We start from the raw sequence: 14,492 nt of genomic DNA, 5'->3' as shown, positions 1-14,492 counted from the left end.
TCCGTCGCCGCCCGCGCGGCGCGTCGATCCGTTGGGGCAATCCGGGCCGTGAAGCATCTGCGCACCCTCGGCTACGTGGCGGAGATCGCCCGCAGCGGCTCGATCCGCCGCGCCGCCGAGCGGCTGAACATCACGCCCTCGGCCCTGACGCGGCAGATCCAGGACATCGAGTACGAGCTCGGCACGCCGATCTTCGAACGGCTGGCGCAGGGCATGCGCCTCAACGCCGCGGGGGAATTGCTGGTCCGGCACATCCGCGACCAGATCGCCGACCTCGAGCGGGTGCGCTCGCAGATCGCCGACCTTTCCGGGGTGCGCCGCGGCCTCGTCGCCCTCGCCTGCAGCCAGGCCTTCGTCACCCGGATCGTGCCGGAGGAGGTCGAGGCCTACCGGGCCCGCCACCCGCAGGTCGGCTTCCTGGTGCAGGTGCGCGACCACATCCAGGCGGTGGCGGCGCTCACCACCTTCGAGGCCGACATCGCCCTGGTGCTGCAGCCGCCGCCCTCGGCGGAGCTGCACGTCCTGTATTCCTGCCACCAGCCCGTCTGCGCCCTGATGCGGGCCGGGCACCCGCTGGCGGGGCCGGAGGGGCCGGTGCGCCTGCGCGACTGCCTCGCCCACACCCTGGCGCTGCCCGACCGCTCCCTCGCGATCCGGCACCATCTGGAGCAGGCCCTGGCCCGGCGGGGGATCACCGCGGGGCCGGTGGTCGAGTCGAGCTCCCTCGAGCTCCTGCGCAACCTCGTCCTGCGCGAGGACGTGGTCAGCCTGCAGGTGCCGAGCGGCATCCCGGACGATCCCCGCCTGTGCAGCCGGCCGATCGACGGGCGGGACCTCGCCCCGATGACGCTGGTGCTGGCGCAGCTGCGCGGCCGCATGCTCTCGGTCGCGGCCGCCAAGTTCGCGGACCAGCTCGCCGCGAGCCTGCACCGGCGCAACGCGGCCGCAGCCGCGGACTGAGCGCCCCCTGCCCTGGTGACGACCGCCGTGCCGTGCCCTACCAGCAGGAGCGGGGCAGGCGCCGCTTCCAGCGCTCGCCGGCCCGCAGCCCGGGCAGGCCGCGGCGCTCCCGGCGCGACCGGGCGAGGGCCGCCTCGGCGCTCGCCGGCTCGGCGCCGCCCGGCGCGGGCTGGACCAGGGCCGCGGCCTGCAGGACGGCCTGCGCCTCGGCGGCGGCCCGCCCCGTGATCTCCGCGCGCACCGGCTCGGGCAGGCGTTTCGCGCGCTGGGCGTCCACCGGCTGGGTCTTCACGGCGGCGCGGCGCACGCGGGGCAGGCGCGGCTCGGGGGGCAGCTCCGGCTCGGCCTCGACCGGCTCGGGCACCAGCAGGCTCGGCAGGACCCGGCGCTTCTCGGCCGGGGCGGGCGGCTCCGGAGACCGGGACGCCAGGATGCGGGGAGCCTCGACGCGGGCCTCCGCGACGCGCGGCGCCTCGATGGTGGCGGAATCCCCGAAACGGTCCGTCCCGTCGCCCTGGAGGTTCAATCCGGCCCAGAGGCTCGACGGCGAGGGTGACGGAGACGGCGGCTGATCTTGAACTGAACCCGTTTGACGACCGCGCGACTTGATCTCAACGGTAAACGGCCGCTGAACGCGACTGCGCTTCATGTTGGTCCTGAATATCTGGCTGCTGTGCGAGCCGCGCCAACGCGCGCGGCGAGCACAAGAATGGCGGTTCCGGGCGTGGTTGTCCAGGCAAGCGGTCCGAGAAATCTACTCACGTCATCTAGGGCTATGCGTAGCCGGGGGCCGGCCGCCACAATGTTGCCGCCCTCGGCGCCGCGTTTGGAGAATAGAGGAGCGGTATCGCGCCCGCTTTCATCCGCATCGCAAGATTTCGTGAACATCTCGTCACCCGCGCCGCGGGCGGCCCGCGCGGTGGCCGGGGACGCGCGCGCCCATCCCGGCGCGCGGCGCGGCTTCGACACCGATCTCTTCAGTATCATCCCAGAGCACGCGAGCTTATTCGTCTCGACGCTGCGTATTCCCGTGCGGATCGGGGCGGGACTTCGCGTCTCGGCGCGTCGTCCGCCGGCAGCCCCCGCGGCGCCAGGGTCGCGCCGCGGGGGAAACCCGGCCTAGGCCGCGCCCGCGACCGGGTGGTTGGCCATCAGCTCCAGCGCCCGCACCATGGCGGAGTGGTCCCAATCCTGCCCGCCCTGGGCCGCGCAGGTGTTGAACAGCTCCTGGGCGGTGGCGGTGTTCGGCAGGCAGACGCCGAGCGCCCGCGCGCCCTGGAGGGCGAGGTTCAGGTCCTTCTGGTGCAGCGCGATCCGGAAGCCGGGATCGAAGCTGCGCGTCACCATGCGCTCGCCGTGGACCTCGAGGACGCGCGAGGCGGCAAAGCCCCCCATCAGGGCCTGGCGCACCCGCGCCGGGTCCGCGCCGGCCTTGGCGGCGAAGACCAGGGCCTCGGCCACCGCCCCGATGGTGAGCGCCACGATGATCTGGTTGGCGACCTTGGTGGTCTGGCCGTCGCCGTTGCGGCCCACCAAGGTGATGTTCCGTCCCATCGCCTCGAACAGGGGCCTGGCCCGCGTGAAGGCCGCCTCCGGTCCGCCCACCATGATGGTCAGCGAGCCGGCCTTGGCGCCGACCTCGCCCCCCGAGACCGGGGCGTCGAGGTAGTCGCAGCCGAGATCGTTGACGCGGCGGGCGAAGTCCTTGGTGGCGATGGGCGAGATCGAGCTCATGTCGACCACGATCTTGCCGGGGCTGAGCCCCTCGGCGACGCCGCCCGCCCCGAACAGCACCGCCTCGACCTGGGGCGTGTCGGGCACCATCAGGATGACGATGTCCGCCTGCTCGGCGACGGCGGCGGCGCTGTCGCAGGGCCGTCCTCCGGCCTCGGCCAGCGCGGCCGGGACCGGCTTCGAGCCGGATTTCAGGAAGAGGCTGTGGCCGGCCCTGATGAGGTTCAGCGCCATGGGCTGCCCCATGATGCCGAGGCCGATGAATCCGATCTTCATCCGTGTCGCTCCGTCTCGGTCCTGTGCGGAATCGGGCTTGTGGAATCGGGCTTGTGGAATCGGGGTTGCGGGATCAGGCACCGGCCCTGAACCGGGCCGCGAGGGCTTCGGAGCTGCGCGCGAGCAGGCCCATGTCGGAGCCGATCGCCGTGAAGCGGGTCCCGGCCGCGACGTAGCGCTGGGCCAGCTCCTCGTTGGCGGTCAGGATGCCGGCGGCCTTGCCCGTGAGGCGGATGCGCCGGATCGTGTCCTCGACCACCCGCACCACCTCGGGGTGGTTCTGCTGGCCGAGATAGCCGAGGCTCGTCGAGAGGTCGCCGGGCCCGATGAAGACGCCGTCGACGCCCTCGACGCCCGCGATCGCCTCGAGATTGTCCAGCGCCCGGCGGGACTCGATCTGGACCGCCACGAAGATCTCCGCCTCGCAGCGCGCGTGGTAGTCCGGGATGCGCCCGAACCGGGCGGCGCGGGGCGCCTGCGAGAAGCCGCGCACGCCGCGCGGCGCGTAGCGGGTGGCCGCGACCGCGCGGCGGGCCTGGTCGGCATCGTCGATGTTGGGGATCATCAGGGACTGCGCGCCGGTGTCGAGGATGCGCTTGATGGTGATCGGCTCGTCGCTCGGCACCCGCACCATGGCGTGGGCGCTGCCCTCGCCCATGGCCTGGAGCTGCCCGTAGATGTCGCGCAGGTCGTTGGCCGAGTGCTCCATGTCGAGGAGCAGCCAGTCGAAGCCGGAGCCCGCCACGATCTCGGTGGAGATCGGGCTGGCGAGGCTGCACCAGAGGCCGACCTGCTGGCGGTTCTCGGCGAGCGCCGCCTTGAAGCGGTTCTTCAGGATGTCCATCGGGGTTCTCCAGAGACCAGGATGCGGATCAGCGCACCAGGCAGGGGCGCTTGTTGTCGAAGGTCCAGCCGGGGATCAGCGCCTGCATCGCCTGCGCGTCGTCCCGGGCGCCGAGGCCGTGGCGCCGGTAGAGGGCGTGCGCCGCCTCGACCTCGGGCCAGTCGATCTCGATGCCGAGGCCCGGCCGCTCCGGCACCGCCACGAGGCCGCCGCGGATGCGCAGGGGCTCGCGGGTGAGGCGCTGGCCGTCCTGCCAGATCCAGTGGGTGTCGATGGCGGTGACGCGGCCCGGGGCGGCCGCCGCCACGTGGGTGAACATCGCCAGCGACACGTCGAAATGGTTGTTCGAGTGCGAGCCCCAGGTCAGGCCGTGGTCGCGGCAGAGCTGGGCCACCCGCACGGAGCCGGCCAGCGTCCAGAAATGCGGGTCGGCCAGCGGGATGTCGACCGCGCCGAGCTGGATCGCGTGGTTCATCTGGCGCCAATCCGTGGCGATCATGTTCGTGGCGGTGGGCAGGCCGGTGGCGCGCCGGAACTCGGCCATGATCTCGCGGCCCGAGAAGCCGTCCTCGGCCCCGCACGGGTCCTCCGCGTAGGCGAGCACGTCGCCCCGCCCCCTGCACAGCCGGATCGCCTCGTCGAGGGACCACGCCCCGTTCGGATCGAGGGTGACGCGGGCCTGCGGGAAGCGCGCGTGGATCGCCGTGACGGCGGCGATCTCGTCCTCCCCCGACAGCACGCCGCCCTTGAGCTTGAAGTCGTTGAAGCCGTAGGTCTCGCGGGCCGCCTCGGCGAGGCGCACCACGGCGTCCGGCGTCAGGGCCTCCTCGTCGCGCAGGCGGAACCAGCCGTCGCGGGCCTCCGGGGCGCGGTAGGGCAGGTCCGTGCGGCGGCGGTCGCCGACGTAGAACAGGTAGCCCAGCATCTCGACCGCGTCGCGCTGCTGGCCCTCGCCGAGGAGCGCGGCCACCGGCAGGTCGAGGAACTGCCCGAGGAGGTCGAGGAAGGCGGATTCCACCGCCGTCACCGCGTGGATGCTGATCCGCAGGTCGAAGGTCTGGAGGCCGCGCCCGCCCGCGTCGCGGTCGGCGAAGCGGGTGCGCATGGCGTTGAGAACCGCGTTCCAGGCGCCGAGCGGCTTGCCGAGGACGAGGTCGCGGGCATCCTCCAGGGTCTGGCGGATGCGCTCGCCGCCCGGAACCTCGCCGAGGCCGGTGGCGCCGGTCGAGTCGGTCAGGACCACGAGGTTGCGGGTGAAGAAGGGGCCGTGCGCGCCGCTGAGGTTGAGCAGCATGCTGTCGCGGCCGGCGACCGGCACGACCTTCATGGCGGTGATCGTGGGCGTGGCCGACAGGCCGCGCGACGCGGGGCGGAGGGTCTGGGTCGGCATGGGCGTTCTCCCGGTGGCGGATGCGGCCTCTGGCGTGCCGCCTTGCCTCCGTTCTAGCCCTCCGGTTCCATGTCGGTCCAAGCCAAAGGCTGGATCGATCGATGCGCGGATCGCATCGGTCGGTCAGGGGCCATCCATCGTCCCCAGGACCCGGAGCAGGCCGCCCAGGACCGGGTTGTCGTGGTCGCGCCGCCAGGTCAGGTAGAGCTCGGCCGGCCGCGGCTCGGGCAGGTCGAGGGGCCGGAAGGCGACGCCCTCGAAGCGCAGGCGCTCGGCCGCCGCCGGCACCAGGGCGAGCCCGAGCCCGGCCCGGACCAGCGCCAGGATCGAGTGGATCTGCGTCAGCTGCTGGCGCACGCTCGGCTGCACCCCGGCTTCGGCGAAGAGGCCGACGACGAGGTCGTGGAAGTAATGCGCCTCGTGCGGCGCGTAGGCGATGAAGGGCGCGCCCGAAAAGTCGCCGAGGCTGACGCTGCCCCGCGCCGCCAGGGGATCCCCGGCCGGCAGCGCGGCGATGAGCGGCTCGGCCAGCGCGCGCGTGGCGTCGAGCTCCGGATGGCTCACGGGCGGCCGGATCAGCCCGGCATCGATCTGGCCCGAGAGCAGGCCCTCGACCTGGTCCTTGGTGACCATCTCGCGCAGGGACAGGGTCACGTCGGGGAGCGCCGTCCGGCAGGCGGTGACGAGGCGGGGCAGGAAATCGTAGGCGGAGGCCGCGGTGAAGCCGAGCTTGAGCACGCCCGAGCGGCCGGCCGCCACCTGCCGGGTCACGTGGGTCGCGGTCTCGGCCAGCCGCAGGATGTGCTGGGCCTCGGGCAGGAAGCTGCGGCCCGCCGCCGTCAGCCGCACCGAGCGGCTGGTGCGCTCGAGGAGCTGCACGTCGAGGACGCGCTCCAGCACCTGGATCTGCCGCGAGAGCGGCGGCTGCGTCATGTTCAGGCGGGCCGCCGCGCGCCCGAAATGGAGCTCCTCCGCCACGGCGACGAAGCAGCGGAGCTGGCTGAAATCGAGCATGGCGCATCACGCGGGGCGCGGCGCGGCCGCGGGGACGAGCCGCGGCCGCGCGAGGATGGTCGCCGGATCAGACGATGGCTCGCGCCTCAGTGCAACGTCACCCGCCGGATCTCGCCGACGATGACGAGGTAGCAGAACACCGCCACCAGCGCGTTCAGCCCGACGAAGACGAGGGCGCCGTTGAACGAGCCGGTCTGCTGGACGATGTAGCCGATCACGATCGGAGTGGTGATGCCGGCGGTGTTGCCGAAGGTGTTGAACAGGCCGCCCGAGAGGCCGCCGGTCTCGCGGGGCGAGGTGTCGGACACGACCGCCCAGCCCAGCGCCCCGATGCCCTTGCCGAAGAAGGCCAGCGCCATCAGGCCGACCACGACGGCATCCGCCTGCACGTAGTTGCAGCCGATGATGCACATCGACAGGAGCATGCCGCCGACGATCGGGATCTTGCGGGCGGCGGTGAGCGAGTGGCCGCGCTTCAGGAGCAGGTCCGAGATCCAGCCGCCGAGGAGGCCGCCGGCGAAGCCGCAGAGGGCGGGCAGCACGGCCGCGAACCCGGCCTGCAGGATCGACAGGCCCCGCTCCTTGACGAGATAGACCGGGAACCAGGTCAGGAAGAAGTAGGTCAGCGTCGTGATGCAGTACTGGCCGATATAGATCCCGAGCAGCATGCGGTTGCGCAGCAGCTGGGCGATCGCCCGGCCGGTCTGCGCCCCCGTCCGCGTGCCGCCGCCGTCCATGTCGAGCAGAGCGCCGCCCGCCTCGATGTAGTCGCGCTCGGCCTGGTTGACGCCCGGATGCTCCTTCGGCCCGGCGACGACCTGGGTCCAGAGCAGCGCGAAGGCGATGCCGATCGTGCCCATCAGGGTGAAGACGTGGTGCCAGCCGTAATGGTGCACGACGAAGCCCATCAGCGGGGTGAACAGCACGGTGGCGAAGTATTGGGACGCGTTGAAGAAGGCCGAGGCGGTGCCGCGCTCGCTCGTGGGGAACCAGGCCGCCGTGATGCGGGCATTCGCCGGGAAGACGGGCGCCTCGGCGAGGCCGACGCAGAGGCGCAGCCCGAACAGCACCGCGACCGCCGCGAAGCCCGTGAAGAACCCGACCGCCCCCTGCAGCAGCGTGAAGGCGGACCACAGGAAGATCGCCCCGGCATAGACCCACTTGGCGCCGTAGCGGTCGAGCAGCCAGCCGCCGGGGAGCTGGGCGAGGACGTAGGACCAGGCGAAGGCCGAGAAGACGTAGCCCATCGCGACGGCGTCGAGGCCGAGGTCCTTCGCCATCGAAGGCCCGGCGATCGAGAGCGTGGCGCGGTCCGCGTAGTTGATGGTGGTCGCGATGAACAGCATCGTGACGATGAGGAGGCGCACGCGGCTCCTCCTCACGGCGGTCATGGCCAGACCGGCGCTCATGGGCGTTCTCCCTGCTGATCGACCCCCCGGCCTTTGCCGTGGCGGACATCGGTCGTTCTCTCGGGCTCGCGGAGAGCCGCCGGCGACCATTTGCGAGGATCAGCCTAGGATCGGGCCGGCCTCCCGGTCCAACTCAAAGCCTGGATGGATCGATGCCGAACGCGCATCGATGGGCGGGGTAGGCCGCCTCCGCGGCCTGGGGCGGCGGGGGGCCGCCGTCGCCTCACGGCGGCGCGGCGCCGATCCCGTGCAGGTAGGCGGCGGTCGCGGGGTGGAGCCAGGCGGCCGGGACGGCGCCCGCGAGGTTGCGCGGGTCGCTCTCGGAGCCCTGCTGATATTGCCGCGCCAGCGCCGCCTTCCCCCGGTCCACCGCCCGGACGAGGCGCGTGACCGCGGCGTCGTCGAGGCCGGCCCGCGCCACGACGAAGCTCCAGGATCCGACCGTCTCGATCGCCTCCGCCTGCGTCGGGAACGCACCGGCCGGCACGGTCAGGCGCCGCAGGGAGGGCCGCAGGGCCAGGATCCCCGGGATGGCCCCGGGGGCGGGCCCGAAGAAGCGGGCGCCGCCGGGGGCCGTGGCGAGGGTCCGGAAGCCCGGCCAGCCGACGCTCCCGCCCCAGAGGGCGTCCGCCCGCCCGTCGAGGACCATGGCGGGGCCGTCGCCGGCCCGGTCGAGGAGGATCGTCCGGACGTCGCGCTCGGGATCGAGGCCGGAGCCCTGCAGCACGGTCCGCCCCATCACGGTGAGGCCGGAGCTGTGCGTGCCGAGGGCGACCGCCTTCCCGCGCAGGCCCTCGACATCGCGGATCGGGCTCGCGGCCGGGACCACGAAGAGGCCGGGCGTGGCGTCGACGGGGGAGACCACCGTGAGCCGCCCGGACTCGGGGCCCTGCGCCGCGAGGGCCTCGTAGGCGTATTCCCCCTGCACCAGGGCGAGATCGAGGCTGCCCGCCTTCAGCAGCGTCAGGTTCTCGGTCGAGCCCTTGGTCGCGCGGAGCTCGATCGTGAGCCCCGGATCGACCTCCCGCACGGCCGCCGCGAGCGCCGCGCCGTAGGCCGGAAAGCCGCCGCCGGGCGTCGCCGTCCCCAGCACCACGCGCAGCGCCGGCTCGGGCGGCTCCGCCCGCAGAGGGGCCGCCGCGAGGATCAGCGCGAGGGCGAGGAGGCGGCGCCTCAGCATCATCGGGAATCCCTTTCGGTCACCGGCTCCGGTCACCGGCTCGGGACTATCGGCGCCGGACGGGATCGCGTCCAGGGGCGGCCCGGAGCCCGAGGCCGGCCTTGCCGCATCTCCGGCAGCTCGGGGCCGCCGTCGGGTCGATCTCGCGGTCGGGAGGGCGCATGGCCTCTTCGAAATCCTGCGGATCGCCATCACAGCGACGCGCTTCCCGTCTCGCCCGCGACGGCCCGGTGCGGCGCAGATGTGCGGCGCATGTGCGCGGGGCATGTGCGCGGGGCATGTGCGCGGGCTCACCCCGTTCCGGCCGCGTTCCTGCCAACACCTGATCCCTGCCAACACCTGATCCCTGCCAACGCTTGCGCATATCGCCGAGACCTGAGCGCCATGACCGTCACACCCTCGACTTCGCAGGCCCGCGCGGACGGCCGCTCCGCAACGCGGTCGTGGGCCGGTCCGCTGCGGATCCTGATCCTGCCGATCCTGCTCGCGGGCCTCGCCGGCGGCTGCGTCGCGGTCGAGCCGCGCGGCGAGGTCGCCAGGGCGGCCCCGAACGCCGCCTTCACGGCGATGTACGGGGCACGGCCGGACGAGCGCTTCGCGTTGCCCGCCACCGACATCGCGGGCGTCGACCCGCGCTACTTCCGGCAGGAGGTCGCCTATCCGCGCAACGATGCGCCGGGGACGCTGGTGGTCGATCCGGGCAACAAGGTCCTCTACCTGGTGCGCGAGAACGGCCGGGCCCTGCGCTACGGCGTCGGCGTCGGCAAGGCGGGGCTCGCCTGGAGCGGCAAGGCCCGGGTCGGGCGCAAGGCCGAGTGGCCGCGCTGGACGCCGACCTCCGACATGATCGCCCGCGAGCCGGAGCGCAACGCCCCCTGGCGCGGCGGCATGGCGGGGGGCCTCGCCAACCCGCTCGGGCCCCGCGCCCTCTATCTTTTCGAGGGGAACCGCGACACCCTCTACCGCATCCACGGCACGACGGAGCCGGCAACGATCGGCACCAACGTGTCCTCCGGCTGCATCCGGATGTTCAACCAGGACGTGATCGACCTCTACGGCCGCGTGCCGACCGACACGGAGGTCGTCGTCCTCGATGCCGACGACCATGTCGAGCCCGCGATGGCGGAACGCGACGTGGCCGAGGCCTCGGAGGCGACGCCGCGCCGGCGCCTGTGAGGAGCGGCGGTCGAGCCCGGCCGCGAAGGACGCCCCTGACGGAGAGGCGACGACGAGCGAGCCCGCATCCCGGCGACCGGATCGGCCGAGGCCGCGCGCTTCGACCTCGCGGCCCTCGCGGCGGAGCCGCCCGAGACCGCCGCGACGCGCCTCGTCGACCCCGACCTGACCGACCGGGAGCGCCGCCTTCCGCGTCTACAAGGGCGCGCCGCCGCATTGCCACGCCGCCTGCGACGAGGACCTCTCCGTGCTCTCGGTCCGCGCCGGCCGTCTCGGAGGATGTGGATCAGCGCGTGCGACCGACCGGTTCGCCCTGGAACCATTCGCAGGCACGGGCGAGACGACGATTGCCGTGATGGCGAGCCTGCGCCATCCACGCCGCACGGATCGGAAGCGAAGATAGTCCTTCGCGATGTGAAGATGTCCTATGGGCGAATATTATATTTCCGCGGTCTACAAAGAAATTCTATTTTCTTGACTAATTTCAATATCGCAAGAAAATAAACTCGATTGCGCTCGCATCAAATGGCCTTCGCATAACAACATTCTGTATATGTTCAGAGTATTGTTTGTATAATTGCTTTTGTCTATTTGATCATCAAAAACATCCCCGATGCGCGCAGGTGCCATGCCTGTTCGCCCGCTCGAATCGTCGTCGATGGTTTCTGGAGTTCGCCCCATGCTGAAATTGTCCACCTGCGCGCTTGCGATCCTCGTCATCGCGCTCCTGCCCGTGCCTGGCTCCGTCGCCCAGGAGCCGACGGCCAAGCAGGATAAGGCCGGGACCGTTCGGAGCGATCCGAGCAACAGCCCCCTGATCTCGACCGAGTGGCTGGAGAAGACTCTCGACGCTGGCAAACTCCGGGTCGTCGAAGTCAGCGTCGAGCCCGGTGTCTTCGAGCGCGGCCATATCCCAGGTGCGCAGAACATCGTCTGGCACACCGATCTCGTCGAGACGGTGAGCCGCGATATCGCGGGACCCGACAAGTTCGCGGCCCTCGTGCGGCGGCTCGGGATCGACCGGGACACCACCGTGGTGCTCTACGGCGACAACAACAACTGGTTCGCGGCCTGGGGAGCCTGGGTATTCGCCCAGTACGGTCTCGTCGAGAACGTGAAGCTGCTCGATGGCGGCCGCAAGAAGTGGGAGGCGGAGAAGCGGCCGCTCGATACGCGGGCCCCCGAGGTGGCCGCCTCGAACTTCAGCGCGGCAACGCCCTCCCCCGCCCTGAGGGCTCGCTTCTCCGACGTTCTCGCGGTCGCCCGCAAGGAGCGCGACGAGCAGATCCTCGACATCCGCTCACCCGACGAGTTCAGCGGCAAGATCATCGCGCCGGCCGGCGTGCAAGAACTCGCGATCCGGGCGGGCCACATCCCAGGCTCCGTCAACGTGCCCTGGGCCAAGGCCGTGAATCCGGACGGCACGCTCAAGCCCGTCGCGGAGCTGAAGGCACTCTACGCCGCGGCCGGGATCGACGGCTCGAAGCCGATCATCACCTCCTGCCGCATCGGCGAGCGCTCGAGCCATTCCTGGTTCGTGCTGAGCCGCGTCCTCGGCTACCCGGCCCGCAACTACGACGGCTCCTGGACCGAGTACGGCAACGCGGTCGGCGTGCCGGTGGTCAACCTCGCCGGGACGGTCTGGGGCGGAAAGTGACGGACCGGGTGGCGGGGGATGGCGCGCCGCTCCCGCACGCCTGGGCGCCTGCCACCCCTGCCTGGCGGACGGCAACGCAGCACTGGGGATTACCGCTCGTCATCGCCCTCGGGCTCGCCGGCACAGCCTGGTGGCTCTCGGGGCAGCCCGGCGGCGCGCGGCTCGCCCCGTCCCTCACCTTCGGCGCGCTGTTCGGCTTCGTGCTGCAGCGCAGCCGGTTCTGCTTCTACTGTCAGTGGCGGGACCTCCTCGTGGACGGCGATCCGCGCGGGTTGCTCGGCATCCTGGCGGCCCTGGCGGCGGGACTCGCCGGATACGCCATCGTCCTCGGCGCCTGGATGCCGGATCCGTCCGGCGCGCGCCTGCCGCCGGACGCGCATATCGGTCCGGTCGGTCCCGTCCTCGTCCTGGCAGGCGCGGTGTTCGGAGCCGGCATGGCGGTGTCCGGTTCCTGCATCAGCGCGCACCTCTACCGCCTCGGCGAGGGCGCGCCGATCGCACCCTTCGCGCTTCTCGGGACCGCTATGGGCTTCGTCCTCGGCTTCGCGACGTGGAACCCGCTCTATCTCGCCAGCGTCTCCGAGGCGCCGGTCATCTGGCTGCCGCGCCACCTCGGCTATGCGGGGAGCCTCGTCCTCGGGCTCGCCGTGCTCGCCGCCCTCGCCTGGCCACTCCTGAAGCGATTGCCGCGGCCGGGGCCGCTGGAGCCGCGCGGCGCGAACGATCCCCTGCGCGCGGTCTTCGCCGGACGCTGGCCGGTCTGGCTCGGGGGCATCGCGGTCGGGGCGATCGGCACCTTCGCCTACCTGCGGACCGGCCCCCTCGGCGTCACCGCGGAGATCGGCGGGCGGGCCCGGCAGGCGGCGGGCGCCGCAGGGCTGCTACCCGCCCGCCTCGAAGGGCTCGACGCCTTCCGGGGCTGCGCCACCGCCCTACGCGACGCCGTGCTCACCCCGAACGGGGTATTCGTCGCCGGCCTCGTGCTCGCCTCCTTCGCGGCCGCTCTCGCGGCCGGCCAGTTCCGGCCCGCCCGGCCGCGCCTGACCCATGCGGCCCGCGGCCTCCTCGGCGGCGTCCTCCTCGGATGGGGCGCGATGACGGGTCTCGGCTGCAGCGTGGGCACGCTGCTCTCCGGCATCATGGCGGGCGCCCTCTCGGGCTGGGTCTTCGGCATCGCGATGTTCGCGGGCGCGGCCTGCACCCTGTGGCTCGGGCGGCGCGCCGGGCTGCTGGCGTGAGGGGTCAGGCGAAGAAGCGGTTCGGGGGGCGCGGCAGGCCGAGATGGTCGCGCAAGGTCGTTCCCTCGTAGTCGCGGCGGAACAGGCCGCGGCGCTGCAACTCCGGCACCAGCCTGTCGACCACGTCGTCGAGGCCCTCCGGCACGAAGGGGAACATCAGATTGAAGCCGTCGCAGGCGCGGCCCTCGAGCCACGCCTCCATGCGGTCGGCCACCTGGGCCGGCGTGCCCACCATCTGCAGCCCGCCATAGCCGCCCACCTTGCGGGCGAGTTCGCGCACGGTCGCGCCGGTTCGGCGCGCGTAATCGACGATCTGCGCCTGGCCGCTCTTGCTGGCATTCGTCTCGGGGATCTCGGGCAACGGGGCATCGAGGTCGAAGCCGGAGGCGTCCACACCGAGACGCACCGAGAGGTTGGCAAGTCCGCTGTCGGGATGAACGAGGTCGTCGAGGCGCGCTTTCTTCGCCCTCGCCTCATCCTCCGTCTCGCCCAGCACCACGAAGCAGCCGGGCAGGATCTTCAGGTGCTCGGGGTCGCGGCCGGCCGCCGGCATCCGGCCCTTGACGTCGGCGTAGAAGGCCTGCGCGGCGTCGAGCGTCGAGCCTGAGCCGAACACCATCTCGGCGGTCTCGGCCGCGATCTGGCGACCGGCCTCCGACGCACCGGCCTGCACGATCACGGGCCAGCCCTGCAGCGGGCGCGCGATGTTGAGGGGGCCCTTCACCGTCAGGAACTCGCCCCGGTGGTCGAGGACGTGCATCCGGGCGGGGTCGAAGAACAGGCCGCTCTCCGGATCCATCAGGAAGGCGTCGTCGGCGAAGGAATCCCACAGGCCTGTCACCACGTCGAAGAACTCGCGGGCGCGGGCGTAGCGCACCGCGTGCTCGACATGCGCGTCGCGGCCGAAGTTCAGCGCCTCGTCCGGGTTGCCGGAGGTGACGAGGTTCCAGCCGGCGCGGCCCTTCGAGATGTGGTCGAGCGAGGCGAACTTGCGGGCCACATGGTAGGGCTCGTTGTAGGTCGTGGAGGCCGTGGCGATCAGGCCGATGCGCTCGGTGAGGACGGCGAGCGCCGGCAGCAGCGTCAGCGGATCGAACGAGGTCACGGTGGCCGAGCGGCGGAGCGCGGCCGTCGGCATGTTCATCACGGCGAGGTGGTCGGCCATGAAGAAGGCGTCGAACTTCGCGGCCTCGAGGCGCCGGGCGAAATGTGCCAGGTGCTCGAAGCTGAAATTCGCATCCGGGTAGCCGCCAGGATAGCGCCACCACGCGGTGTGGATCCCGACGGGGCGCATGAAGGCGCCGAGATGCAGGCGGCGGTCCCGGCTCATCCGTCTCTCCCACTGAAGAAGGTCACCTCCCGCTTCGGCATCGGGACGGTGAAGTCCACAACCGCATTACCGCCGGCCGCCCCTGCGGTCTGGAGCAAGCCTGCCCGCCGGTTGGAAGCGGCTGATCGATAAGCATTTTATCCAGTCCCGACGATGGCCGGCCTTCCGCGCACGCGGCTTGATTGCTTTCGGGATGCGGACATGCCGGAGGGGCGAGTTCCGCGCCCAACGGCGGGGGGTGCTCCAGCGCAATGTATCCGACCCTGCCGCAATGCCCTCAGTCA

12 protein-coding genes are annotated in these 14,492 nt (G+C 71.9%); 4 read left to right on the top strand and 8 right to left on the bottom strand.

Annotation, left to right across the window (positions count from 1 at the left end; genetic code table 11):
• Window positions 1–48: 48 nt before the first annotated feature.
• Entirely contained in the window at window positions 49–960 is a 912-nt protein-coding gene (locus F6X51_RS07960; protein WP_150962699.1) for a LysR family transcriptional regulator, read from the top strand.
• A gap of 37 nt (window positions 961–997) precedes the next feature.
• Here F6X51_RS07960 and F6X51_RS07955 read toward each other — a convergent pair whose 3' ends face one another.
• The 7 genes from F6X51_RS07955 to F6X51_RS07925 form a co-directional block, all read right to left on the bottom strand.
• A complete protein-coding gene (locus F6X51_RS07955; RefSeq protein WP_150962698.1) occupies window positions 998–1,486 on the bottom strand; it encodes a hypothetical protein in 489 nt (162 codons plus the stop codon).
• Window positions 1,487–2,079: 593 nt separating this feature from the next.
• Window positions 2,080–2,970 (bottom strand): 2-hydroxy-3-oxopropionate reductase, encoded by an 891-nt coding sequence (gene glxR, locus F6X51_RS07950; RefSeq protein WP_150962697.1) that lies wholly within the window; start codon window positions 2,968–2,970, stop codon window positions 2,080–2,082.
• Between the two features lie 73 nt (window positions 2,971–3,043).
• Window positions 3,044–3,814: an HpcH/HpaI aldolase family protein gene (locus F6X51_RS07945; protein WP_150962696.1), complete on the bottom strand. Its 771-nt coding sequence runs from the start codon at window positions 3,812–3,814 to the stop codon at window positions 3,044–3,046.
• A gap of 28 nt (window positions 3,815–3,842) precedes the next feature.
• Entirely contained in the window at window positions 3,843–5,204 is a 1,362-nt protein-coding gene (gudD, locus tag F6X51_RS07940; RefSeq protein ID WP_150962695.1) for a glucarate dehydratase, read from the bottom strand.
• Window positions 5,205–5,327: 123 nt separating this feature from the next.
• Window positions 5,328–6,218 (bottom strand): LysR substrate-binding domain-containing protein, encoded by an 891-nt coding sequence (locus F6X51_RS07935; protein WP_150962694.1) that lies wholly within the window; start codon window positions 6,216–6,218, stop codon window positions 5,328–5,330.
• An 86-nt stretch (window positions 6,219–6,304) separates the two neighbouring features.
• Window positions 6,305–7,627, bottom strand: a complete 1,323-nt coding sequence (locus F6X51_RS07930) for an MFS transporter (RefSeq protein ID WP_150962693.1) — start codon at window positions 7,625–7,627, stop codon at window positions 6,305–6,307.
• A gap of 223 nt (window positions 7,628–7,850) precedes the next feature.
• A complete protein-coding gene (locus tag F6X51_RS07925; RefSeq protein ID WP_246696682.1) occupies window positions 7,851–8,810 on the bottom strand; it encodes a TAXI family TRAP transporter solute-binding subunit in 960 nt (319 codons plus the stop codon).
• A gap of 381 nt (window positions 8,811–9,191) precedes the next feature.
• Here F6X51_RS07925 and F6X51_RS07920 point away from each other — a divergent pair, with 381 nt between their 5' ends.
• The 3 genes from F6X51_RS07920 to F6X51_RS07910 all read left to right on the top strand — a co-directional run bounded on the left by F6X51_RS07920 (window position 9,192) and on the right by F6X51_RS07910 (window position 12,878).
• A complete protein-coding gene (locus F6X51_RS07920) occupies window positions 9,192–9,983 on the top strand; it encodes a L,D-transpeptidase (RefSeq protein ID WP_150962692.1) in 792 nt (263 codons plus the stop codon).
• Between the two features lie 679 nt (window positions 9,984–10,662).
• Window positions 10,663–11,640 (top strand): sulfurtransferase, encoded by a 978-nt coding sequence (locus tag F6X51_RS07915; protein WP_150962691.1) that lies wholly within the window; start codon window positions 10,663–10,665, stop codon window positions 11,638–11,640.
• Window positions 11,637–12,878 carry a YeeE/YedE thiosulfate transporter family protein gene (locus tag F6X51_RS07910; protein WP_246696681.1) on the top strand — a complete coding sequence of 414 codons (1,242 nt, stop codon included), beginning with the start codon at window positions 11,637–11,639 and terminating at the stop codon, window positions 12,876–12,878. The genes F6X51_RS07915 and F6X51_RS07910 overlap by 4 nt, the downstream gene beginning before the upstream one ends.
• 4 nt (window positions 12,879–12,882) lie before the next feature.
• Here the strand turns inward: F6X51_RS07910 and F6X51_RS07905 are convergent, their stop codons facing one another.
• A complete protein-coding gene (locus tag F6X51_RS07905; RefSeq protein ID WP_150962690.1) occupies window positions 12,883–14,208 on the bottom strand; it encodes an LLM class flavin-dependent oxidoreductase in 1,326 nt (441 codons plus the stop codon).
• Window positions 14,209–14,492: the final 284 nt, after the last annotated feature.

This window comes from Methylobacterium planeticum (assembly GCF_008806345.1).
GTDB lineage: Bacteria > Pseudomonadota > Alphaproteobacteria > Rhizobiales > Beijerinckiaceae > Methylobacterium > Methylobacterium planeticum.
The sequence above is the reverse complement of the archived record's forward strand: the minus strand, read 5'-3'. Positions and strand labels throughout refer to the sequence as shown.